Here is a 22,584-nt window from a genome sequence, read left to right as displayed (position 1 = left end):
GGCTTGCTCCCGATGGCGGTGTTTCAGTTAACACATTCGTTGACTGTTACACCGCCATCGGGAGCAAGCCCCCTTTTGCTTTCCCAGTAGTTGGGAAATTTGTGTGTCGAAATATTCGGTGCACGAAATTTTCACATCTCATCCAAGACAATTCGCCGGCTTCATTTCCCATCCAAAGGCTCTATTTCGAGTGCCATTCACGGTGGGGCAGTGGTGCGCGTTCAGTAATTAATAGCCTTGCCGCCGTTGATCGGGCACCATTCGCGCCACTGCATTACTTCGAAACTTAAACTTCCAATGGGTCCTGAAACGACATGGCAAACCCGGACGCCCTGAATCAGCAGCGAGCTTCAAATCGCCTGCTGCAACCGACCGTCAAATCCCATCTGGCGTACACACTGCTTTGCGCACTGGTCATGATGGTGATGTTCTCCCTGCTGCGCCTGGCGCTGCTGGTCTACAACCGTGAGATGATCCTCGATACGCCGGCCTCGACCTTCCTCGAAGCGTTCGCCAACGGTACGCGCTTCGACATCCGCTTTGTGATGTATGCGCTGGTGCCGCTGCTGCTGGCGTTGTTCAGCGTGCGAGCCATGGCGGCGCGGGGTTTCTTCCGTTTGTGGCTGACCGTCGCGTCCAGCATTGCCCTGTTCCTGGGCCTGATGGAAATGGACTTCTACCGCGAGTTCCACCAGCGCCTCAACGGCCTGGTCTTCCAATACGTGAAGGAAGACCCGAAAACCGTGATGAGCATGCTCTGGTACGGTTTCCCGGTGGTGCGTTACCTGCTGGCCTGGGCCGTGGGTACGCTGATCCTGAGCATGGCCTTTAAAGGTGCCGACCGCGCAACGCGCCCCCGTGGCCCGTTCAGCGGCGGCAGCATCGGCACGCGCCAGGTGGCGCCGTGGTACACCCGTATTGCGGTGTTCGTGGTCTGCCTGTTGATCGCTACCGTCGCCATTCGCGGCACCCTGCGCCAGGGCCCGCCGCTGCGTTGGGGGGATGTCTACACCACCGACTCGAACTTCGCCAACCAGCTGGGTTTGAACGGCACCCTGTCGCTGATTGCCGCCGCCAAGGCGCGTTTCTCCGAAGAGCGTACCAACATCTGGAAGGCCACCCTGGACCAGCCGCTGGCGACCCGGACCGTGCGCGACATGTTGCTGCTGCCGGCCCATGAGAAGCTGGTAGACACCGCCAGCGCCGCCGTGCGCCGTGACTTCACGCCACCGGCCGAGAAGACCCTGCCGATCAAGAACGTCGTGGTGATCCTGATGGAGAGCTTTGCCGGTCACTCGGTAGGCGCCTTGGGTCGTCCGGGCAATATCACGCCGTACTTCGACAAACTGTCCAAGGAAGGCTTGCTGTTCGATCGCTTCTTCTCCAACGGCACCCACACCCACCAGGGTATGTTCGCCACCATGGCCTGCTTCCCGAACCTGCCGGGCTTCGAATACCTGATGCAGACGCCGGAAGGCAGCCACAAGCTGTCGGGCCTGCCGCAGTTGCTCAGCGCTCGCAAATTTGACGACGTGTACGTCTACAACGGCGATTTCGCCTGGGACAACCAGTCGGGCTTCTTCAGCAACCAGGGCATGACCAACTTCATCGGGCGTAACGACTTCGTCAACCCGGTGTTCTCCGACCCGACCTGGGGCGTGTCCGACCAGGACATGTTCAACCGTGGCCTGGAAGAGTTGAAAGCCCGCGAAGGCGGCAAGCCGTTCTACGCACTGCTGCAAACCCTGTCCAACCACACGCCGTACGCGTTGCCGACGCCATTGCCGGTAGAGAAAGTCACCGACCGTGGCAGCCTCAACGAGCATTTGACCGCCATGCGTTACTCTGACTGGGCCTTGGGCCAGTTCTTTGAAAAAGCCCGTAAAGAGCCGTACTTCAAGGAAACCCTGTTCGTAGTCGTGGGCGACCACGGTTTTGGTAACGAACAGCAGATCACCGAGATGGACCTGGGCCGCTTCAACGTGCCGATGCTGATGATTGCACCGGGCATGCAGGAGAAGTTCGGCGTGCGTGACCACACCGTGGGCACCCAGATCGACATCGTGCCGACCATCATGGGCCGCCTCGGCGGTGACACCCTGCACCAGTGCTGGGGCCGTGACTTGCTGAACCTGCCGGAAGGCGACAAAGGCTTCGGCGTGATCAAGCCATCGGGCAGCGACCAGACCGTGGCCTTGCTCACCGACGACCGAGTGCTGGTATTGCCTAAGGACATGCCACCGAAGCTGTGGGAATACGGCTTGGGCGAAAACCCGACCGGCAAAGTCATTCCGGACTCGCCGGATGAGGCGGCGTTGAAGCAGAAGCTCGAATCGTTCCTGCAAACCGCAACCAAGAGCCTGCTGGATAACACGGCAGGTGTGGTGGATGGCAAGCCGGACTAATTAACCGGCAATAAAAAAGAGGCCTCTATATGAGGCCTCTTTTTTTTTGGGCGGCGCTTATATGCGACCGAGCAACAGCAACACCAGCAGAACGACCAGCACGACACCCAGGATACCCGATGGGCCATAGCCCCAATTACGCGAGTGAGGGAACACCGGCAAGCCGCCGACCAACAGCAGGATCAGGATAATGATCAGAATGAGGCTCATGTTTTCTTCCTTATTGGCCTTGGGTAAAGACCGGTTGTTTAACGAGAGGCCCGCCAGTTGTTCACGGACGCCTTGATAACTCCGACTGTGCCCCTTTAAAGAAAATTCCCTGTTTCTTTAAAGCATTTTGCAAACTTTCTTATTTCTTTTAATGCGCTCGCAAATAGCCAGGCTTAGTTGAAAAAGATTGAACTTACCCGATAAGCCAGCCTCGTACCCGCTCGAAGGTTTGCCCGAGGCATTCATCAATTGGATGGTGCGTGGGTACGGGAAAAACCTTCGCTACACTGCCGAGCACTACTACCGAGAACACAAGGCAACTTCTCTATGCAAAATCGCATGATGATCACTGGCGCCGGGTCCGGGCTGGGTCGTGAAATCGCTCTGCGCTGGGCCCGTGAAGGTTGGCAGTTGGCCTTGTCGGATGTCAGCGAGCCGGGCTTGCAGGAAACCCTCAAGCAGGTGCGCGAGGCCGGTGGTGATGGCTTTACCCAGCGCTGTGATGTGCGTGACTACAGCCAGCTCACGGCGCTTGCCCAAGCGTGCGAGGTGAAGCTCGGCGGCATTGATGTCATCGTCAATAATGCCGGGGTCGCGTCGGGCGGCTTCTTCGCCGAATTGTCCCTGGAGGATTGGGACTGGCAGATTGCAATCAATCTGATGGGCGTGGTCAAGGGATGCAAGGCGTTCCTGCCGCTGTTGGAGAAAAGCAAGGGCCGGATCATCAACATCGCCTCGATGGCGGCGCTGATGCAGGGGCCGGCGATGAGCAACTACAACGTGGCCAAGGCCGGCGTGGTGGCGCTGTCGGAAAGTCTGCTGGTGGAACTCAAGCAGCAGGAAGTGGGCGTGCATGTGGTGTGCCCGTCGTTTTTCCAGACCAACCTGCTCGACTCTTTCCGGGGGCCGACCCCGGCGATGAAGGCGCAGGTGGGCAAGTTGCTGGAAAGCTCGCCGATCTCGGCGGCAGACATTGCCGATTACATCTACCAGCGCGTGGCTGCAGGTGAATTCATGATTCTGCCCCATGAGCAGGGGCGGATGGCCTGGGCCTTGAAGCAAAAGAACCCGCAATTGCTCTACGACGAAATGACGCTGATGGCCGACAAGATGCGGGCCAAGGCGCAAGCCGTTAAGGGCTGATTAGCGTGCGGTCTGTCAGGCAAATTACCTGTTGATGTAGGTAGTGCCTGATTTGACCGCAAGCCATTGCTGGGCCCTATTCAAGCGCGCATGGTCAAGGTCCTGTCACTCCAAAAGGACAACCGCCATGCTGGTCTTAAGCCGCGCCATAGGCGAAATCATCTCCATCGGCGATGACATCGCTTTGCATATCCTCGAACTGAACGGTACCCAGGTAAAATTCGGTATCGCGGCGCCCGTGGGCGTCAAGGTGCACCGTGCCGAGGTCTACCAGAAGATACTCGAACGCCAGGCAGCCCAACCCCACACCGCCACCAACCCCTGAAACGTCCTCAGTCGAACAGATGCTTGGGCACATCGTGCTTGAGCATCAACTGGCATTGCTCGCTCTCGGGGTCGAATACGATCAGCGCCTGGCCCTTGGTCAGGGCTTGGCGTACGCGCAATACGCGGGTTTCCAGCGGCGTGTCGTCGCCATTGTCGGTGCCGTCGCGGGTGACGAAGTCTTCGATGAGCCGGGTCAGGGTATCGACTTCAAGTGCATCGTAGGGAATCAGCATACAAGCCTCAGAGGTAGGGTCCCGGCGATCCTACTGCGCCGGGGCCCTGGTTACCAGCAGCGTCAGGACTTCTGACCGACCAGGCTGTCCACCGACGGCACGCGAGTGTCGCTCTCCATCTGCGTCTCGTGTTCCAGCTGATGGCTGAACCTGTCCAGAGAGCCCTGGGCCGGTTGTGCATCGCTGGCGAATACCGGCGGGCTGAGAATATAGGCGCCCAACAGGCGGCTGAGCGCGGCCAGGCTGTCGATGTGCGTACGTTCGTAGCCGTGGGTGGCGTCGCAGCCGAAGGCCAGCAGGGCGGTGCGGATGTCGTGGCCGGCGGTGACGGCCGAGTGGGCATCGCTGAAGTAGTAACGGAACAAGTCGCGGCGTACCGGCAGCTCGTTGTCATTGGCCAGGCGCAGCAGGTGGCGAGACAGGTGATAGTCATACGGCCCACCGGAGTCCTGCATCGCCACGCTTACGGCGTGCTCGCTGGAGTGCTGGCCGGGTGCGACCGGCGCGATGTCGATCCCCACGAATTCACTGACATCCCAGGGTAGGGCGGCCGCCGCGCCACTGCCGGTTTCTTCGGTGATGGTGAACAGCGGGTGACAGTCGATCAGCAACGGTTCGCCACTGTCGACGATGGCCTTGAGGGCGGCGAGCAAGGCCGCGACGCCGGCTTTATCGTCCAGGTGGCGGGCGCTGATATGCCCGCTCTCGGTGAATTCGGGCAACGGGTCGAAGGCCACATAGTCGCCCACGCTGATACCCAGCGAATCGCAGTCGGCGCGGGTGGCGCAGTAGGCGTCCAGGCGCAGTTCCACATGGTCCCAACTCACCGGCATTTCATCCACTGCGGTGTTGAAGGCGTGTCCGGAAGCCATCAGCGGCAACACACTGCCGCGAATCACACCGTTGTCGGTAAACAGGCTGACCCGGCTGCCTTCGGCAAACCGGCTCGACCAGCACCCCACCGGCGCCAGGCTCAGGCGGCCATTGTCCTTGATCGCCCGTACCGCCGCACCGATGGTGTCCAGATGCGCGGACACGGCGCGGTCCGGGCTGTTTTTCTGGCCCTTCAAGGTGGCGCGAATGGTGCCGCGCCGGGTCATTTCGAACGGAATGCCCAGTTCTTCCAGGCGTTCGGCGACGTAGCGCACGATGGTGTCGGTAAATCCGGTCGGGCTGGGAATGGCGAGCATTTCCAGGAGGACTTTTTGCAGGTAGTTCAGATCCGGTTCGGGGATGGTTCGGCTCATAAAGACTCCTAAGGTCGGATCGTTCAGCTGTGGGGAAACAGCAAGTCCACAAATTTTTGCGCAGTGGGTTGCGGCTCATGGTTGGCCAGGCCGGCGCGCTCATTGGCTTCGATAAACACATACTCGGGCTGGTCTGCCGCGGGCACCATCAGGTCCAGGCCCACCATTGGGATGTCCAGGGCACGGGCGGCTCGCACCGCGGCATCCGCCAGGGTGGGATGCAGGATCGCGGTGACATCTTCCAGGCAGCCACCGGTGTGCAGGTTGGCCGTGCGGCGCACCGCCAAGGTCTGGCCAGGTGGCAGGATGCTGTCGTAGTCATAGCCGGCGGCATGCAGTGTGCGCTCGGTTTCGCCATCGAGCGGGATCTTGCTTTCGCCATCGGTGGCCGCTTGGCGGCGACGGCTTTGGGCCTCGATCAAGGCGCGGATGCTGTGGTGACCATCGCCGGTGACTTCGGCCGGGCGGCGGATCGCGGCGGCGACCACTTCAAAGCCGATCACCAGAATGCGCAGGTCCAGGCCCTGGTGAAAGCTTTCCAGCAGCACCCGGCTGTCGAACTGGCGTGCCGCCTCGATGGCCTTTTGCACGTCCTCTATGCTCTGCAAGTCCACCGCCACGCCCTGGCCTTGCTCGCCGTCCAGCGGCTTGACCACGATGCGCTGGTGCTCATCGAGAAACTCCAGGTTGTCATCGGCACTGCCTGCCAATTGTTGTGCCGGCAAGTTCAAACCCGCCGCCTTGAGCACTTTGTGGGTCAGGCTTTTGTCCTGGCACAAGGTCATGCTGATCGCGCTGGTCAGGTCGCTGAGGGATTCACGACAGCGCACACGGCGCCCGCCATGGCTGAGGGTGAACAAGCCGGCCTCGGCATCATCGACCTGTACATCGATGCCCCGGCGATGGGCTTCTTCGACGATGATCCGTGCATAGGGGTTGAATTGCGCCTGCGGACCCGGCCCCAGAAACAATGGTTGGTTGATGCCATTCTTGCGCTTGATCGCAAACGTGGTCAGCGCCCTGAAACCCAGCTTGGTGTAAAGGTTCTTGGCCTGGCGGTTATCGTGCAGCACCGACAGGTCGAGATAACTCAGGCCACGGCTCATGAAATGCTCGACCAAGTGACGCACCAGTACTTCACCCACGCCGGGGCGAGTGCACTGCGGGTCGACCGCCAGGCACCACAGGCTGCTGCCGTGTTCCGGGTCGTGAAAGGCTTTCTGATGATTGAGGCCCATCACGCTGCCGATCACCGCGCCGCTGTCTTCGTCTTCGGCCAGCCAATACACCGGGCCGCCTTGGTGGCGGGGCGTGAGACGGGCCGCGTCGACGGGCAACATGCCGCGTCCCTGGTACAGCAGGTTGACCGCCTGCCAGTCGGCATCGGTCTGTACGCGGCGTATGCGAAAGCCGCGAAATACGCGGGTGGCCGGGCGATAGTCGGTGAACCACAGGCGCAGGGTGTCAGAGGGGTCGAGGAACAATTGTTGCGGGTCGAGCCCGAGAATCTGCTGAGGCGCGGCCACGTACAGCGCGATATCGCGCTCCCCAGGCTGCTCCTTGAGCAGTTCTTCGGCCAGGCTGGCGGGGTCGGGAAACGTATGGCCGATCAGTAACCGGCCCCAGCCGCAATGCACGGCAATCGGTTCAGCGTGGTGCGGGTTGCCATCCTCGGCCAGTCGGGCTTGCAGGCGCTCGTAGGACGGCGCCTGGCCCTTGAGCAAACGTTGGCTGTAAGCCGCTGCATGGGGTTTCATCGATCAGATTCCTTGTTCGCTGAGCCACAGGTTCAGCGCCGCCAGTTGCCACAGTTTTGAACCGCGCAGCGGGGTCAGTTGACCTTGCGGGTCGGTGAGCAGGCGGTCGAGTGTGGCCGGGTTGAACAGGCCACGGTCCTGGCTGGGGTCCAGCAGCAGGTCGCGCACCCAATTGAGGGTGTCGCCCTGCAAATGCTTGAGACCCGGTACCGGGAAGTAACCTTTCTTGCGGTCGATGACCTCGCTGGGGATGACGCGGCGCGCCGCCTCTTTCAACACCTGTTTGCCGCCATCGGGCAATTTGAACTGGCCTGGCACGCGAGCCGACAGTTCCACCAGGCGGTAGTCCAGGAACGGCGTACGCGCTTCCAGGCCCCAGGCCATGGTCATGTTGTCGACGCGTTTGACCGGGTCGTCCACCAGCATCACGGTGCTGTCCAGGCGCAGCGCCTTGTCCACTGCGGCATCCGCCCCCGGCATCGCGAAATGCTCGCGCACGAAGTCGCCCGCAGCGTCGTTGGCGGTCAGCCATTTCGGGGCGACGGTGGCGGCGTAGTCGTCGTAGCTGCGGTCGAAGAACGCCTCGCGGTAGGCGCTGTAGGGATCGCTGGCGCCGTCCACCTGCGGATACCAGTGGTAACCGGCGAACAACTCATCGGCGCCCTGGCCGCTCTGCACCACTTTGCAATGCTTGGCCACTTCCCGCGACAGCAGGTAGAAGGCGATGCAGTCGTGGCTGACCATCGGCTCGCTCATGGCGCGGAAGGCCGCGGGCAGTTGCTCGATAATCTCGCTTTCGGCGATGCGCAACTGGTGGTGGCGGGTGTTGTAGTGCCGGGCGATCAGGTCCGAGTACTGGAACTCGTCGCCACGCTCGCCGCCGGCATCTTCAAAACCGATGGAGAAGGTCGACAGGCCCTCTACGCCGACTTCACGCAGCAGGCCGACGAGCATGCTCGAGTCGACGCCGCCGGAGAGCAGCACACCGACATCCACGGCGGCACGTTGGCGGATCGCCACGGCTTCGCGGGTGCTGTCGAGGACGCGGTCGGTCCAGTCTTCGAGGGTGAGGTTGCGTTCATCCTCATGCGGGCCGTAGGGCAGGGTCCACCAGGTTTTCTGCTCGATCTTGCCGTTGGCGTCGATGCGCATCCAGCTGGCCGGTGGCAGCTTTTCAATGCCGGCCAGCAAGGTACGCGGCGCCGGCACCACGGCGTGGAAATTCAGGTAATGGTTGAGTGCCACCGGGTCAAGGATCGGGTTGATGTCACCGCCCTTGAGCAGTGCCGGCAACGCCGAAGCAAAGCGCAAGCGCTGACCGGTGCGTGACAGGTACAACGGCTTCACGCCGAGACGGTCACGCGCAATAAACAGGCGCTGGGCATCCCGCTCCCAAATGGCAAATGCAAACATGCCATTGAGCTTGGGCAGCAGCGCTTCGCCCCAGGCGTGATAGCCCTTGAGCAGCACCTCGGTGTCGCCGCCGGAGTAGAAGGCGTAGCCCAGGGCTTCCAGTTCTGCCCTGAGTTCCGGGAAGTTGTAGATGGCGCCGTTGAAGGCCAGGGACAGGCCCAGATGGGCGTCGACCATCGGTTGGGCCGAGCCGTCCGACAGGTCCATGATTTTCAGGCGACGGTGGCCAAGCGCAATCGGGCCCTGGGCGTGGAAGCCCCAGGCATCCGGCCCGCGCGGGGCCAAGTGATGGGTGATGCGTTCTATTGCTGCCAGGTCGGCAGGTTGATGATCAAAACGTAGCTCGCCAGCTAATCCACACATAAATTCCTTACCGGTTTTTCCGTTGGGGAGACTAAAAACTCACAGCGCCGTGAGGGCGCATACTCTGAAACTGACCCGAGGCATTTGTGGGAGTTTTAGACCGATAAGTTATAAGGCAAATGGCCGCGATCGGTTTTTGCCCGGTCCTTGTCGGGCGCGGTGTGCAGCGAATTGGCGTCAAATAACGCAAGTTTGCATAGAAAATCTGCATTGATCGCACAGGACAATGCAGGGGTATTCGAATCTGTTTTCCTGTATTTCGCGCTTATCGTATCCATCGTTATTCAACGCAAAGGAAGACGTTGTCGATGGTGCCGAGACGCGAGTTGCTCAATGCCGCAAAGCCTGTGACCCAAGCCGAGATGGAAGCTGCCCTGCTGGAGATGACCGGCGACCTGGGCAAGGCCCGGGCGCTGCAGGCCACGCTGCCGCATTGGCTGCTGGAGGCCAAGTCCACTACTCTGCGAGCGATCGAACAAACCCACCGTGACAGCCAGGAGACGCGCCTGCGTGCTCAGCAACGGCTCGGGCGCCTGCAGTCGCTGGACAGGTTTTGCATTGAGCGATTACGCACTTTTTTACTGGGCAAGGGCGTAGCGGGCGTGGAAGTGGAGCGTGACACGCTGGAGCTGTCAAAACGCAGCTTGTCGGGCGTCGGCGCGGACCTGGGAGGCGCCCTGCAAGAGACCGTGACGGTCGAGACCCTCAGCCTGGTGCAGGCGGCGATGAAAAACTTTTCCGAGAGCCAGGCCGAACCTGGTGGCTTGTTCGCTTCGGCGCTGCTGCGCAGCGCGGCTACCGGGCAGGCCATCGCCGGCATGACGGTTACCGAGTTTGTCGGCTACTGCCGTGAGCTGGATCTGGGGGCGGCCTACCAGGCTCACGTGCGCAGCGTATTCAACCTGCGGGGGCCGGGCGCCGATGGGCAGGGTTTCAATCGGACAATCTTTGATCTTGGCGAATCCAAAAGCCTCGACCTGCAAATGGACCTGCATATCGCCTATGCCAAGGGTTACCTCGGCGAGCCGACCTACGACGGGTTGCTCAACCTGATCAAGGCTGACCAGCCGGCGGATGAATCGCACAGTTCGATTCCGGCCAATGAGCCGTGGATCTGGCAAGGCCTGAATATCGAGGGCGTCTGCCTGTGGGGCGTCATGTTGTTCAGCCGGGAGCCCCCCGGCCAATTGCCGACCAGGCATTTTGTGGTCTACATGCCCAACGAACCGCTGCGCCCATGGTACGAATACGCGCACCTGGAGGACTTCACGCTTTATCTGAGCCTGATGTTGCAAGCGCAGTCTTACCGCAAGACGTTCGGGGCTTATCTGGATGAGTCTGAGCGCCTGGAGTTTTTCCAGCGCTACGATACGGCGCGCAAGGTCGGCCCGTTACGAGTGATCCCGATACAGGTACGGTTGTCGGATTTCCTGGTTCAGGCCTGTATCGGCAAGATCCAGCTCGATGCCCTGGTATTGGCGGTGCCCAAGGCCGAAGTGGATGAAGAGGCCTGGCAGCAACGTCTGCAAACCTATCTGGATATCGGGCTGAACGCGCTCAACGTAGCCGGTTTTGTCGTCCCGGTACTGGGCCAACTGATGATGGGCGTGGCTGTCGGCCAACTGCTCGGCGAGGTGTTTGAAGGCGTCGAGGACTGGGCTCACGGCGAGAAGGACGAGGCGCTCCACCACCTGTTCAACGTAGCGGAAAACATTGTGGGCATGATGCTGTTCGCCGCAGGCGGGAAAGTCGTTGGCAGCCTCAAACGCCAGCTCACCCGGTCTTCGCGGTTCTTTGAGAAAGTCGAGCCCATCGCCTTGCAGGATCAGAGCTCGAGGCTGTGGCGCCCGCGGCTGGCGCCGTACAGTCAGCCGCCGGAAATGTTCCAGCGCGGATGGGACGTCGACTCCAGAGGCATCTACCAGGCCAACGGCAGTGCCTATGCGAGCATCGATGGCGCGCTGTACGCGATCAGCTTTGATCCGGTCATGGGCAAGTGGCGCGCCCTGCACCCGCGACGACCTGAGGCCTGGCGCCCGCCCCTGGAGCATAACCGGCAGGGTGGCTGGCAGCACGCGTTCGAGCGTCCGCAGGACTGGCATTCGCCCTCCTATAACCTGAGGCGGATCGATCCCGCGTTGAGCGCAGTGCCCGAGGACCCGTTGAACAGCCTCGCGGCCATCACCGAACTGGCACTGGCCGACATGCAACACCTGGCCCTGGAGCACGAACCCTTGCCGGAGCGTGTTCAGAACGCCGTGGCGCGCTGGCGCCTGCATCATGAAATCGGCGCGCTGACCTATACGCTTGAGCAGGGCGCGCGCGCCGATGCTGCCACCGCCCGTGTGCAAATGCTCGCCTTGCCGTTGATGCCGGGGTGGCCCAAGCGGCGCTTTTTTGAGGTGCGCGACGAGCCGGGCAATGTGCTCGAAAGCCTGGCGTTCCGGGAACCCTTCGACGATGAGGGCCTGCCTGTTCCTGTCACCGAGCAACAGCTCAAGGAGGGTCAGGTGATGGACGTGCTGCTGCAAGCGCTCAGCAGTGAAGAACGTACACAGCTGCTTGGGCAAACCGTTGCGCGGGAACAGGCGTCCGAGGTGCTTCGAAAGCGGCTGCTGGCGACCGTCAACACGCAGCATGCGCAGTTGCACCGTCGTCTTTATCAGGATTACGAAGGCGTTGCTCAGGGGGAACTGGAGCCTTTGATCGCGCTATATCCCCAGTTGCCACGTCGAGTGGCCAGGGAGCTGGCCTCCCAGGCCCGCACGACTGATCGCCGGGTCTTGCATGAGAGCGGCCGCGTTCCGTTGCGCCTGGCGCGCAAAGCCCGACAGGCTCTGAATAAATTGCACGAGGACCAGGCACTGATGGGCCTGGTTTGGCCGCAATTGGCCAACGCGGGGACGCGACGTATCGCGCTGGGCACGCTTGAGCGTTTGCCGGGTTGGCCGCGGGATTTTTCGTTCCAGGTGCGCGAAGGGCATTTGACCGGACGCCTCCTTGAGCAGGTCGGGCCTGCCGGCGCGGCAGTGCGCCGTACGATCGTCGAGTCCGCCGAGGGTTTTCAGGTGTTTGACGAGCAAGGCCATAATCTCGGCGCGCACATCACCGGCCCGGACGGTTTGTATCAGGCAATCGTCGATTGCCTGTTGGATCCCCAGCGCACGGCCTTGCGCCTGGCCGGCGCGCGCACCGGCAGTCAACTGCGCAGCCAACTGCGTTTCAAGTCCCAGGGCGAACGACATCGCGTGAAGGGCTACCTGTGGCCAGAGCGGGGCATGCCTGAAGCCGCGCCGACGTCCTGTATTCAAGCGCAACTGAGGACGCCCGCCGCGCATCCGCCGGCGCTGGTGCGTAAGCTTAAAAAGTTGTATCCGCTTTTGAGCGACGTGGAAATTTCACGATTGATCGAGGGCGCCGGCCACGACCACGTGTCCCGGGCCATGAGGGTGGATGCGCTTGAAGGTGACTTCGCTTCACTGCACGGAGCGCTGAAAACCTGGAGCAATCAGCGGGCACCGAGTAACAGCGAAGCGATTGCGCCCTGGGATCAGCGCCTGAGCCGGCTCCAGGCCATGAACCTGATCGAGCGGTGCTGGCGGCGGATGAGCCTGGCGCGCGACGAGCACGGCTTGCGTGTGCCGACCCTTGAACTCGACGGCATGCTGTTGGGAGGCTTGCCGACGTTGCCGTCGTCCATTCAATTCGAGCATGTTCAGCGTTTGTCGTTGAGAAATATGCGCCTGGGCGATGACGTTGCGTATTTTCTCAAACACTTCAAGGCGGTGCACACCCTCGACCTGACACAGAATCACATCACGCGGCTGCCCGAAGTACTCGGGCAAATGCCGCAGTTGGTGCGGTTGAACATGGCCAACAATCAGTTGCAGTTGACTGAACACACCCTTCGCAAGCTGGCCGGCCTGCGCAACCTGCACTCGCTGAACCTGAGCGAAAACCCGCTGATTGACGTGCCGCAAGTGGGGAAGATGCTCGACCTTCGCGAACTGCTGCTGCGCAATTGCAAGCTCACCGACTTTCCCGAGGGTTGCCGGCGGTTGCCGTGGCTGGAGCATGTCGACTTGCGCCAGAACGAAATCAAGGTATTGCCGGACTGGTTGTTCACCATGCCCCGACGGTTTACCGAAGCATTCAACCTGCGGCTCAACCCGCTGTCATTCTCCAGCCGACTGGCGCTGAAGAATTATCGGCTCAACCACGGCACCGGCATGGGTTTCCTTGAGGATGACCTTGTGCGCTTGAGCGAACAGCGCGCCCGGGAGCTGTGGTTAGGCGATGACGGGGTGAGCCATTACGCTGAAAAGAACCGGGTGTGGCAAGGCCTCGCGGATGAGCCGGGCTCCGACGGCCTGTTCAACTTGCTTGCCGAACTGGGCGGCACAGCGGATGCGCACTTTGTACATGAAGACCTTGATCGGCGAGTGTGGCGCGTGCTGATGGCCGCCGCCGACGACGAGGATTTGCGTGAGGAGGTATTTCAGCGCGCCGCCACACCGCTGCGTTGCGATGATGCGGCGGCCAACAATTTCAGCACACTGGAAGTGCTCACGGAGATCAGCGACGCCACGCGCTTGATCGAGGGCCGGGTACTGACGGCCAAACCGTTGCTGAAACTGGCCAGGGGATTGTTTCGACTGGACCAATTGGAAGGTATCGCGCGCCGCCACAGTGACAGCAACCCTGCGGTAGATCCGCTGGAAGTCAGCCTCGCTTACCGCACTGGGCTGGTCGACCGCTTCCACCTGCCGGGGCAACCCCTGCATATGCGCTTTGCGCGCCTGGGTGGGGTGACGCCCAGTGCGCTGGACAGCGCCGAGCAGCAAGTCAAGACGGCTGAAATGTCGTCGCGCCTGTTGAATTATCTGGTCGAGCTGCCGTTCTGGACAGACCATCTGAAGCGCGTCTTCGGCAGCCGTTTCGAGCGTTTGAATCAGCCGTACAACCGGCGTGTGAACGAGGTGTTCGACTTGAGCCTGACGCTGAGTGACATCGATTATCGCGACCAGATGAACGTGATCCTGCACGAGCAGGAAAAAGCCCAGGCGGCCGAGATCCGGCGCCTGAGCGAGGATGCCTTGCGCATCGATGACCTGGGAATCTGCCCCTTGCCCTGAGAGGCGCTCAGCCTGCTTTTGCGCGAATCAACGCGCGCACGGCAAAGCGGTTCGGATGGCAGGCTTCGGCGATACTGGCGGCAACCGGCAGTGGCTCGTCATTGATCCAGGCCGCCAGCAGTTCGGCCGACAGTGGCGCGGTGATCAGGCCGCGAGAGCCGTGGCCGCTGTTGACGTACAAGCCGTCGAGCCAGGGGCAGGGCGCATCCGGAACCTGGCGGGCGTCTTTACGCAATATGCCGTAGGCCCGGTCAAACGCCGCGCGATCAACCAGCGGGCCGACGATGGGCAGGTAGTCCGGGCTGGTGCAGCGAAAGGCTGCGCGACCCTGCAGATGGGCAGGGTCGAGAGCTTCGGCACGCAGGCGTTGGGCGAGGTCTGCGCTGATGTCCTGGAGCAGCGCCAGGTTGCCGGCGTGATCGGCGGCCGTGGGCGTGAGGTCATCGTTCTTGAAGTCGAAGCTGGCGCCCAAGGTGTGTTCGCCCAGGCGCGGCGGGGCCACATAGCCTTCGGCGCACACCACCGTCTTGAGTGCGGCGCTCTCGACAGTTTGCGGCAAACGGGTGATTTGCCCGCGGATGCGCTTGAGCGGCAGGTCGGCGAAGCGTTGGACTTCGGCCGCACCGGCCAATACCACCACCGGTGCACTGGCCAGCAGCTGTTCACCGCCCCAGGCCTGCCATTGACCATCGACCTTGCGCAGTTCGAGCGCCTCGTGAAGGGGCTGTACGCTGATGCCAGGCTGACGCGCTTGCCAGTCACACAGGGCGGGCGGGTGTACCCAACCGCCTTCGGGGTAAAACAGCCCGCCGTGTGCCAGTGCCACTCCCGCCTTGGCTTGCGCCTGTTCCCGGTTCAGCGGGTGCAGCAACTGCGGGGCAAACGCATTGGCCAGTTGCGCCTGGCGCTGACCTTCCTTGGCATCGAAGGCCAGTTGCAACACACCGCAGTCATCCCAATCCACCCCGCGCTGCAGATGTTCCAGCAAACGACGGGTGTACCCGAACCCGGCGACGATCATCTGGGACAAGGCAGTGCCGTGGGCTGAAAGCTTGAGGTAAAGCACGCCTTGCGGATTGCCGGAAGCCTCCTGGGCGAGTGCCTCATGGCGCTCCAGCAGGTGCACCTGCCAACCGCGTGCAGCCAGGCTGGCGGCGGTGGCGCAACCGGCCAGGCCGCCACCGATCACCAGGGCTTTACGTTCGCCTTGAGAACGCGCCGGTCGCGCGAACCAGGGCTTGGTTGCCGGTGGTGGTGGGGCTTCGCTCGGCCAACCGAGAAATTCCCCGCGCAGGATCTCCCACTTGTGGCCGATACCCGGCGTGCGCTTCATCTTGAACCCGGCGGCATTGATCAGACGGCGCACCCAGCCGGTGCTGGTGAAGGTGCTGATGGTCGAGCCCGGCGCGGCCAGGCGTGCCAGTTCGGCAAACAACTCGGCGGTCCACATCTCTGGGTTTTTCGCCGGGGCGAAACCGTCGAGGAACCACGCATCGATCTGCGCGTCCAGTTGCGGCAATTGTTCCAGTACATCACCGATCAACAGCGTCAGGGTCACGCGGCCATTATCCAGCACCAGGCGCTGAAAACCCGGGTGGATGGCGATGTACTGCGCCAGCAGTTGTTCGGCGAACGGTTGCAGTTCGGGCCAGAGGGCGAGGGCACGTCGCAGGTCGGCGTGGCTGAGGGGGTATTTTTCCACGCTGACGAAATGCAGCCGTGCACCGGCTACCGCGTGCTGCTCGAACAGTTGCCAGGCGCACAGGAAATTCAAGCCGGTGCCAAACCCGGTTTCACCAATCACCAGATGCTCGCCTACCGGCAAGGCGGCAAAGCGCTCCTGCAAACGGTTTTGTTCAAGGAACACATAACGGGTTTCTTCAAGGCCCGACTGATCGGAGAAGTACACATCGTCGAACACCCGCGAGTGCGGGCGGCCTTGGTCATCCCAGTCGAGCTGGGCGTGGGTGATGGGAGTCATGGGCAGCTCATAAAAAAACAGCAGGCGAAGGCAAGGCGGCCATTCTAGCCGATCACGGGGCGTTGAATTGACCCAAGGCAAGTGCACATCGAATTTCCTCCCGCGCACTGCAGCCCAATCCGCTAGTCTTGAGCCATCTTGAAACGGAGCTGCCCCATGTTCGAATCCGCCGAAATCGGTCACGCCATCGACAAAGACACTTACGACGCCGAAGTGCCGGCGCTGCGCGAAGCGCTGTTGGAAGTGCAGTATGAGCTGCAGCAGCAGAAGCGCTTTCCGGTGATCATCCTGATCAACGGCATCGAAGGCGCCGGCAAGGGCGAGACGGTCAAGCTGCTCAATGAGTGGATGGACCCGCGCCTGATCGAGGTGCGCACCTTCGACCAGCAGACCGATGAAGAATTGGCCCGGCCTCCGGCCTGGCGCTACTGGCGCCAGTTGCCAGCCAAGGGGCGCATGGGGGTGTTCTTCGGCAATTGGTACAGCCAGATGCTGCAAGGCCGGGTGCACGGCGAGATCAAGGACGCCCGTCTCGATCAGGCCATTGCCGGTGCCGAGCGCCTGGAAAAGATGCTCTGTGATGAAGGGGCACTGATCTTCAAGTTCTGGTTTCACCTGTCCAAGAAGCAGATGAAGGCTCGCCTCAAGGCACTGGCGGATGACCCATTGCACAGCTGGCGCATCAGCCCGCTGGACTGGCAGCAATCCAAGACCTACGACAAGTTCGTGCATTTCGGTGAACGTATCCTGCGCCGAACCAGTCGCGACTACGCGCCGTGGCATGTGATCGAAGGGGTCGATGCCCATTACCGCAGCCTCACGGTGGGCAAACTGCTGCTCGAGGGGTTGCAAAACGCCTTGAAGCTGGCCAAGGGTAAATCCAGCGGCATGAACCCGGCGCCCTTGATCGCTTCGGTGGACAAGAAGAGCGTGCTGGACGCCCTCGATCTGACCCAGCGTCTGGAAAAAGAGGATTACGAAGAACAGCTGATTACCGAGCAGGCGCGCTTCTCCGGCCTGATGCGCGACAAGCGCATGCGCAAGCACGCGTTGGTCACTGTGTTTGAAGGCAATGATGCGGCGGGCAAGGGCGGGGCGATCCGTCGTGTGGCGGCGGCGCTCGACCCACGCCAATACCATATCGTGCCGATTGCCGCGCCCAGTGAGGACGAGCGCGCCCAGCCTTACCTGTGGCGGTTCTGGCAGAAAATTCCGGCACGCGGCATGTTCACCGTGTTCGACCGTTCCTGGTATGGCCGCGTACTGGTGGAGCGCGTCGAGGGTTTCTGCTCGCCGGCCGACTGGATGCGTGCCTATGGCGAGATCAACGACTTCGAAGAGCAACTGCGCGACGCGGGCGTGATTGTGGTCAAGTTCTGGCTGGCCATCGACAAGGAGACGCAGTTGGAGCGCTTCCAGGCCCGTGAAGACATCCCTTTCAAACGTTTCAAGATCACCGAAGACGATTGGCGCAACCGCGACAAGTGGGACGACTACCGCGCCGCCGTGGGCGATATGGTCGACCGCACCAGCACCGAAGTTTCGCCCTGGACCCTGGTGGAGGCCAATGACAAGCGCTGGGCGCGGGTCAAGGTGCTGCGCACGATCAACCGGGCGCTGGAAGAAGCGTTCGCCAAATCCGACAAGCACGACAAGAAAGGCAAGAAGAAGTAGGCCTATCTACGGGGTGAATGATCGTCGCGGTTGGGAGGGCCTGGATCTATCCTCGATGGCTCTCCCAATAATGACAAGATCGAGGTAGCCCATGCGTGAAGTAGTGATCGTCGACAGCGTGCGAACCGGCCTGGCCAAATCCTTTCGCGGCAAGTTCAACCAGACCCGTCCCGATGACATGGCGGCCCATTGCGTCAACGCGCTGCTCGCACGCAATGGCATCGATCCGGCGAGTGTGGAGGATTGCATTGTCGGCGCCGGCTCCAACGAAGGCGCCCAGGGCTACAACATTGGCCGCAACGTGGCGGTGCTCTCGCAGTTGGGCACCGGGACGGCAGGCATGACCCTCAACCGGTTCTGTTCGTCGGGTTTGCAGGCGATTGCCATTGCGGCCAACCAGATCGCTTCGGGTTGCAGCGATATCATTGTTGCCGGTGGCGTCGAGTCCATCAGCCTGACCATGAAAAGCGTCAACACCGATCACCTGATCAACCCGTTGCTCAAGGAGCAGGTGCCGGGCCTGTATTTTCCCATGGGCCAGACCGCCGAGATCGTCGCGCGCCGTTATCACGTGAGCCGTGAAGAGCAGGACCTGTATGCCCTGCAAAGCCAGCAACGCACGGCCCAGGCCCAGGCTGAGGGTTTGTTCAGTGATGAAATCGTGCCGATGGCTGTGAAGTACAGGGTCGAGGACAAGCACACGGGTGAAGTGCAGGTGCTCGAGGGGGTGGTTGACCGTGATGATTGCAATCGTCCGGACACCACGCTGGCCAGCCTGCAAGGCTTGAAACCGGTATTTGCCGAGGATGGATCGGTCACGGCGGGCAACTCGTCGCAGTTGTCCGACGGCGCCTCGATGACCTTGGTGATGAGCCTGGAAAAAGCCCTGGCGCTGGGGCTCAAGCCCAAGGCGTTTTTCCGTGGGTTCACGGTGGCGGGCTGTGAGCCGGACGAGATGGGCATTGGCCCGGTGTTCTCGGTGCCCAAGCTGCTCAAGGCCAAGGGCTTGCAGGTGGCGGATATCGACCTGTGGGAACTCAACGAGGCGTTTGCCTCGCAGTGCCTGTATGCGCGTAATCGCCTGGAAATCGACAATGCCAGGTACAACGTCAACGGCGGTTCGATCGCCATCGGGCACCCCTTCGGCATGACCGGTTCGCGGCAGGTGGGGCACCTGGTGCGTGAGTTGCAACGACGCAATCTGCGTTATGGCATCGTGACCATGTGCGTGGGCGGCGGCATGGGCGCGACCGGGTTGTTCGAAGCGGTGCGCTGATCTTCGCTACACAAAGTGCATCGGGTGCCCCTAGAATGCGGCTCCACTCCCTCTGGCTTCTGGGGCACTCATGCACATCTCTTCCGGCCGCTGGGTCTATGGTTTTCTCCTGACCCTGCTGACCGCGCTGCTGTGGGGCATTCTGCCCATCAAACTCAAGCAAGTGTTGCAGGTCATGGACCCGATCACCGTCACCTGGTTTCGCCTGACGGTGGCCGGCGGTTGTTTGTTCGTCTACCTCGCCCTCACCAAACGCTTGCCCAGCCGCCAGGTGCTCGGCCCCAGGGGCGGCTGGCTGGTGGTCATGGCGGCGTGCGGCCTGGTGGGCAACTACGTGCTGTATCTGGTTGGCCTGAAGATGCTCAGCCCTGGTACCGCACAACTGGTGGTGCAGATGGGGCCAATCTTTCTGATGGTCGCCAGCGTGTTTGTGTTCAAGGAGCGCTTCAGCCTGGGGCAGGGGCTGGGCCTGGTGGTGCTGATCATCGGCTTTGGCCTGTTCTTCAACCAGCGCCTGGACGAACTGCTGACGTCCCTTGGGGCCTATACCGCCGGGGTGCTGACCATCCTGCTGGCCACCACCATCTGGGTGTTCTACGCCCTGGGCCAGAAACAACTGCTGACGATGTGGAATTCGCTGCAGGTGATGATGGTGATCTACCTGTTCTGTGCCTTGCTGCTCACACCCTGGGCACATCCACTGGAAGCGCTGGACCTGAGCCCGCTGCAAGGCTGGCTGTTGCTGGCCTGCTGTATGAACACCCTGGTGGCATATGGCGCTTTCGCCGAGGCGTTGGCCCATTGGGAAGCGTCCAGGGTCAGTGCGACCCTGGCGCTCACGCCCCTGGTGACATTTGTCGCGGTGGCCCTGGCCGCGTGGTGGTGGCCGGACGCTGTGCAGGCCGAAGAGATCAACGCCCTGGGCTATGCCGGGGCGTTGGTGGTGGTGCTGGGCTCGGCGACGGTGGCGTTGGCTCCGTCGTTGCTCGCCGGGCTCAAGGCCCGGCGCTTGCGCATGGCCTCCTAGTTGCCGAGCATGTCCTCAGGGCGGACCCATTGCTCGAACTCTTCATCGGTAAGGTAGCCCAGCTCCAGCGCGGCCTCCCGTAGTGTGAGGCCTTCGGCGTAAGCCTTCTTGGCGATCTCTGCCGACTTGTCATAGCCGATGTGCGGGTTGAGTGCCGTGACCAGCATCAGCCCGCGCTCCAGGTGCTCGGCCATCTGCGTAGCGTCAGGCTCGAGACCGGCCACACAGTGCTCCTGGAAGTTATTGCAGCCATCGGCCAGCAGGCGGATCGATTCCAGCAGGTTGTGGATGATCACCGGTTTGTAGACGTTCAACTGCAAATGCCCTTGGCTGGCGGCAAGGCCGATGGTCACGTCATTGCCCAGTACCTGGCAGGCCAGCATTGTCAGCGCCTCGCACTGGGTCGGGTTGACCTTGCCCGGCATGATCGAGCTGCCCGGCTCGTTGGCCGGCAACTTCACTTCGGCCAGCCCGGCGCGGGGGCCGGAGCCCAGCAGGCGCAGGTCGTTGGCGATTTTCATCAGCGCCACGGCCAGGGTTTTCAGCGCGCCGTGCAAGGTCACCAAAGGCTCATGGCCGGAGAGGGCGGCGAACTTGTTGGGGGCCGTGACGAACGGCAAGCCTGACAACGCCGCCAGCTCGGAAGCAATCGCCTCGCCAAAACCGTGGGGCGCATTGAGCCCGGTGCCGACGGCGGTGCCGCCCTGGGCCAGCTCGCACACGGCGGGCAGGGCGCCACGGATCGCGCGTTCGGCGTAGTCGAGTTGGGCAATAAAGGCCGAGAGTTCCTGGCCGAAGGTGATCGGCGTTGCGTCCATCATGTGGGTGCGACCGGTTTTCACCAGCTTCATATGCCTGGCCGCTTGCTCCGCCAAACCGCCGGAAAGATTGGCGATGGCGGGCAGCAGCCGTTGATGCACGGCCTGCACGGTGGCGATGCTCATGGCCGTGGGGAAGCAGTCGTTGGAGCTCTGGGAGCGGTTGACGTGGTCGTTGGGGTGCACCGGGCTTTTACCGCCACGCTTGTTGCCCGCCAGCTCGTTGGCACGGCCGGCGATGACTTCGTTGGCGTTCATATTGCTCTGGGTGCCGCTGCCGGTCTGCCACACCACCAATGGGAATTGATCGTCATGCTGCCCGTCGAGCACTTCGTCGGCGGCCTGTTCGATCAGGCGGGCGATATCGGCGGGCAGGTCGCCGTTGCGGTCGTTGACCCGTGCAGCGGCCTTCTTGATCAGGGCCAGGGCGTGCAGCACCGCAAGCGGCATGCGTTGTTCTCCGATGGCGAAATTCACCAGCGAACGTTGGGTCTGCGCGCCCCAGTAAGCGTCCTCCGGGACATGAACTTCCCCCAGGCTGTCGGTTTCGATACGGCTCATCGGGCACACTCCTTCAGGTTCGTTTGCGCAGTTTAGGCTGTGATCGGCCGGGCGGGTTCCCTAAAAGACTTTTCATCGGCAAATCCACGTCCGACAAGGGGCGGGGTTGAGCCATAAGGTTTTTTAGGCGCAGAATGGGCGCCCTTGGGGTCTTACCTCGCCTGCTAGAAAAGGAAACTCGATGACTCGTCTTCGTGCCATCTGTACCGCGGTTGCTCTGGTTTGCGCCAGCGGCCAGGTTCTTGCCGATACCGCCAGCCACAACGCCAGTGCCGAAGCCTTCCTTACCCTGGCCCACGCCGACAAGCTGGGTACCCCGGTGTACATGCAAGTGCAGCAAATGTTCGCCCAGCGTTTCGAACAGACCAAGGCGCCTGCCGCCAAGCAGTCCGTACTGGACAGCTACCAGGCCAAGGCCAATGCCGCCCTGGACCAGGCCATCGGCTGGCCGAAGCTGAAGCCGGACATGGTCAAGCTCTATACCAGCAACTTCAGCGAATCCGAGCTCAAGGACCTGGTCGCTTTCTACCAGTCGCCACTGGGCAAGAAAGTCCTGGAAAAAATGCCGCAACTGACCCAGCAATCGGCCCAGATGACCCAGGCCAAGCTGGAAAGCGCCGTGCCGGTCGTGAACAAGCTGTTGGAAGACATGACCAACGAGCTGATGCCGAAAGCCGCCGCACCGGCCAAGAAGAAGTAAGCAGGAATGACCATGCAACAGCGTATCGAAACGGCGCTTGCCGCCCTGGGCTCCGACCATCTGAGTGTGCTGGATGAAAGCCACATGCACAGCCGCGGGTTGCAGACCCACTTCAAGGCCGTGCTGGTCAGCCCGCAGTTCGAGGGGCTCAACCGCGTCAAGCGCCACCAGAAGGTCTACGCCACCCTGGGTGATCTGATGAGCGAGTTTCATGCGCTGGCGCTGCATACCTACACGCCTGACGAATGGGCGAAAATCGACGCAGCCCCGGCCTCGCCGACCTGCGCCGGCGGGCATGATTAATGAGCGGGTGT

16 protein-coding genes are annotated in these 22,584 nt (G+C 61.8%); 9 read left to right on the top strand and 7 right to left on the bottom strand.

The features are described 5' to 3' along the window. The first annotated feature begins 314 nt into the window (after positions 1 to 314). Positions 315 to 2,405, top strand: a complete 2,091-nt coding sequence (locus DK870_RS25170) for an LTA synthase family protein (protein ID WP_060755943.1) — start codon at positions 315 to 317, stop codon at positions 2,403 to 2,405. A 57-nt stretch (positions 2,406 to 2,462) separates the two neighbouring features. On the opposite strand, the gene DK870_RS25165 is transcribed toward DK870_RS25170, so the two are convergent. Beyond that, positions 2,463 to 2,615, bottom strand: a complete 153-nt coding sequence (locus tag DK870_RS25165) for a DUF3309 family protein (protein ID WP_015885095.1) — start codon at positions 2,613 to 2,615, stop codon at positions 2,463 to 2,465. Between the two features lie 327 nt (positions 2,616 to 2,942). Here DK870_RS25165 and DK870_RS25160 point away from each other — a divergent pair, with 327 nt between their 5' ends. Then, a complete protein-coding gene (locus tag DK870_RS25160; RefSeq protein WP_090369641.1) occupies positions 2,943 to 3,758 on the top strand; it encodes an SDR family oxidoreductase in 816 nt (271 codons plus the stop codon). 127 nt (positions 3,759 to 3,885) lie between these two features. Next, positions 3,886 to 4,083 (top strand): carbon storage regulator CsrA, encoded by a 198-nt coding sequence (gene csrA, locus DK870_RS25155; protein WP_060755941.1) that lies wholly within the window; start codon positions 3,886 to 3,888, stop codon positions 4,081 to 4,083. Positions 4,084 to 4,090: 7 nt separating this feature from the next. On the opposite strand, the gene DK870_RS25150 is transcribed toward csrA, so the two are convergent. The 4 genes from DK870_RS25150 to DK870_RS25135 form a co-directional block, all read right to left on the bottom strand. Next, positions 4,091 to 4,318, bottom strand: coding sequence for a YheU family protein (locus DK870_RS25150; RefSeq protein ID WP_003192759.1), 228 nt, complete (start codon positions 4,316 to 4,318; stop codon positions 4,091 to 4,093). Positions 4,319 to 4,380: 62 nt separating this feature from the next. After that, entirely contained in the window at positions 4,381 to 5,565 is a 1,185-nt protein-coding gene (locus DK870_RS25145; protein ID WP_090369643.1) for an osmoprotectant NAGGN system M42 family peptidase, read from the bottom strand. Positions 5,566 to 5,588: 23 nt separating this feature from the next. Next, complete coding sequence (gene ngg, locus DK870_RS25140; protein ID WP_161550023.1) at positions 5,589 to 7,322, bottom strand: N-acetylglutaminylglutamine synthetase; 1,734 nt, start codon at positions 7,320 to 7,322, stop codon at positions 5,589 to 5,591. A gap of 3 nt (positions 7,323 to 7,325) precedes the next feature. Beyond that, entirely contained in the window at positions 7,326 to 9,098 is a 1,773-nt protein-coding gene (locus DK870_RS25135) for an N-acetylglutaminylglutamine amidotransferase (RefSeq protein WP_161550022.1), read from the bottom strand. Positions 9,099 to 9,406: 308 nt separating this feature from the next. On the opposite strand from DK870_RS25135, the gene DK870_RS25130 reads away from it, so the two are divergent. Beyond that, positions 9,407 to 14,233: an NEL-type E3 ubiquitin ligase domain-containing protein gene (locus DK870_RS25130; RefSeq protein WP_161550021.1), complete on the top strand. Its 4,827-nt coding sequence runs from the start codon at positions 9,407 to 9,409 to the stop codon at positions 14,231 to 14,233. A 7-nt stretch (positions 14,234 to 14,240) separates the two neighbouring features. On the opposite strand, the gene mnmC is transcribed toward DK870_RS25130, so the two are convergent. Then, complete coding sequence (mnmC, locus tag DK870_RS25125; protein WP_161550020.1) at positions 14,241 to 16,214, bottom strand: bifunctional tRNA (5-methylaminomethyl-2-thiouridine)(34)-methyltransferase MnmD/FAD-dependent 5-carboxymethylaminomethyl-2-thiouridine(34) oxidoreductase MnmC; 1,974 nt, start codon at positions 16,212 to 16,214, stop codon at positions 14,241 to 14,243. A 156-nt stretch (positions 16,215 to 16,370) separates the two neighbouring features. On the opposite strand from mnmC, the gene pap reads away from it, so the two are divergent. The 3 genes from pap (at position 16,371) to DK870_RS25110 (ending at position 20,191) form a co-directional block, all read left to right on the top strand. Then, positions 16,371 to 17,888 (top strand): polyphosphate:AMP phosphotransferase, encoded by a 1,518-nt coding sequence (gene pap / locus DK870_RS25120; protein ID WP_161550019.1) that lies wholly within the window; start codon positions 16,371 to 16,373, stop codon positions 17,886 to 17,888. Between the two features lie 91 nt (positions 17,889 to 17,979). Continuing rightward, positions 17,980 to 19,164 carry a thiolase family protein gene (locus DK870_RS25115; RefSeq protein WP_161550018.1) on the top strand — a complete coding sequence of 395 codons (1,185 nt, stop codon included), beginning with the start codon at positions 17,980 to 17,982 and terminating at the stop codon, positions 19,162 to 19,164. 70 nt (positions 19,165 to 19,234) lie between these two features. Beyond that, positions 19,235 to 20,191, top strand: coding sequence for a DMT family transporter (locus tag DK870_RS25110; protein ID WP_161550017.1), 957 nt, complete (start codon positions 19,235 to 19,237; stop codon positions 20,189 to 20,191). Here the strand turns inward: DK870_RS25110 and DK870_RS25105 are convergent. Continuing rightward, a complete protein-coding gene (locus tag DK870_RS25105) occupies positions 20,188 to 21,570 on the bottom strand; it encodes a class II fumarate hydratase (RefSeq protein WP_104994375.1) in 1,383 nt (460 codons plus the stop codon). The two genes, DK870_RS25110 and DK870_RS25105, sit on opposite strands and share 4 nt — an antisense overlap. 181 nt (positions 21,571 to 21,751) lie before the next feature. Here DK870_RS25105 and DK870_RS25100 point away from each other — a divergent pair, with 181 nt between their 5' ends. Both DK870_RS25100 and DK870_RS25095 read left to right on the top strand, forming a co-directional pair. After that, positions 21,752 to 22,270: a DUF2059 domain-containing protein gene (locus tag DK870_RS25100; RefSeq protein ID WP_060755932.1), complete on the top strand. Its 519-nt coding sequence runs from the start codon at positions 21,752 to 21,754 to the stop codon at positions 22,268 to 22,270. Between the two features lie 6 nt (positions 22,271 to 22,276). Then, the gene (locus DK870_RS25095; RefSeq protein WP_060755931.1) at positions 22,277 to 22,573 is read left to right on the top strand and encodes a BolA family transcriptional regulator; all 297 of its coding nucleotides are present in this window, start codon (positions 22,277 to 22,279) and stop codon (positions 22,571 to 22,573) included. Positions 22,574 to 22,584: the final 11 nt, after the last annotated feature.

Source organism: Pseudomonas sp. Q1 (assembly GCF_009935975.1).
Classification (GTDB): domain Bacteria; phylum Pseudomonadota; class Gammaproteobacteria; order Pseudomonadales; family Pseudomonadaceae; genus Aquipseudomonas; species Aquipseudomonas palleroniana.
Note: the sequence above shows the minus strand (reverse complement) of the source record. Positions and strands in the feature narration are given on the sequence as shown.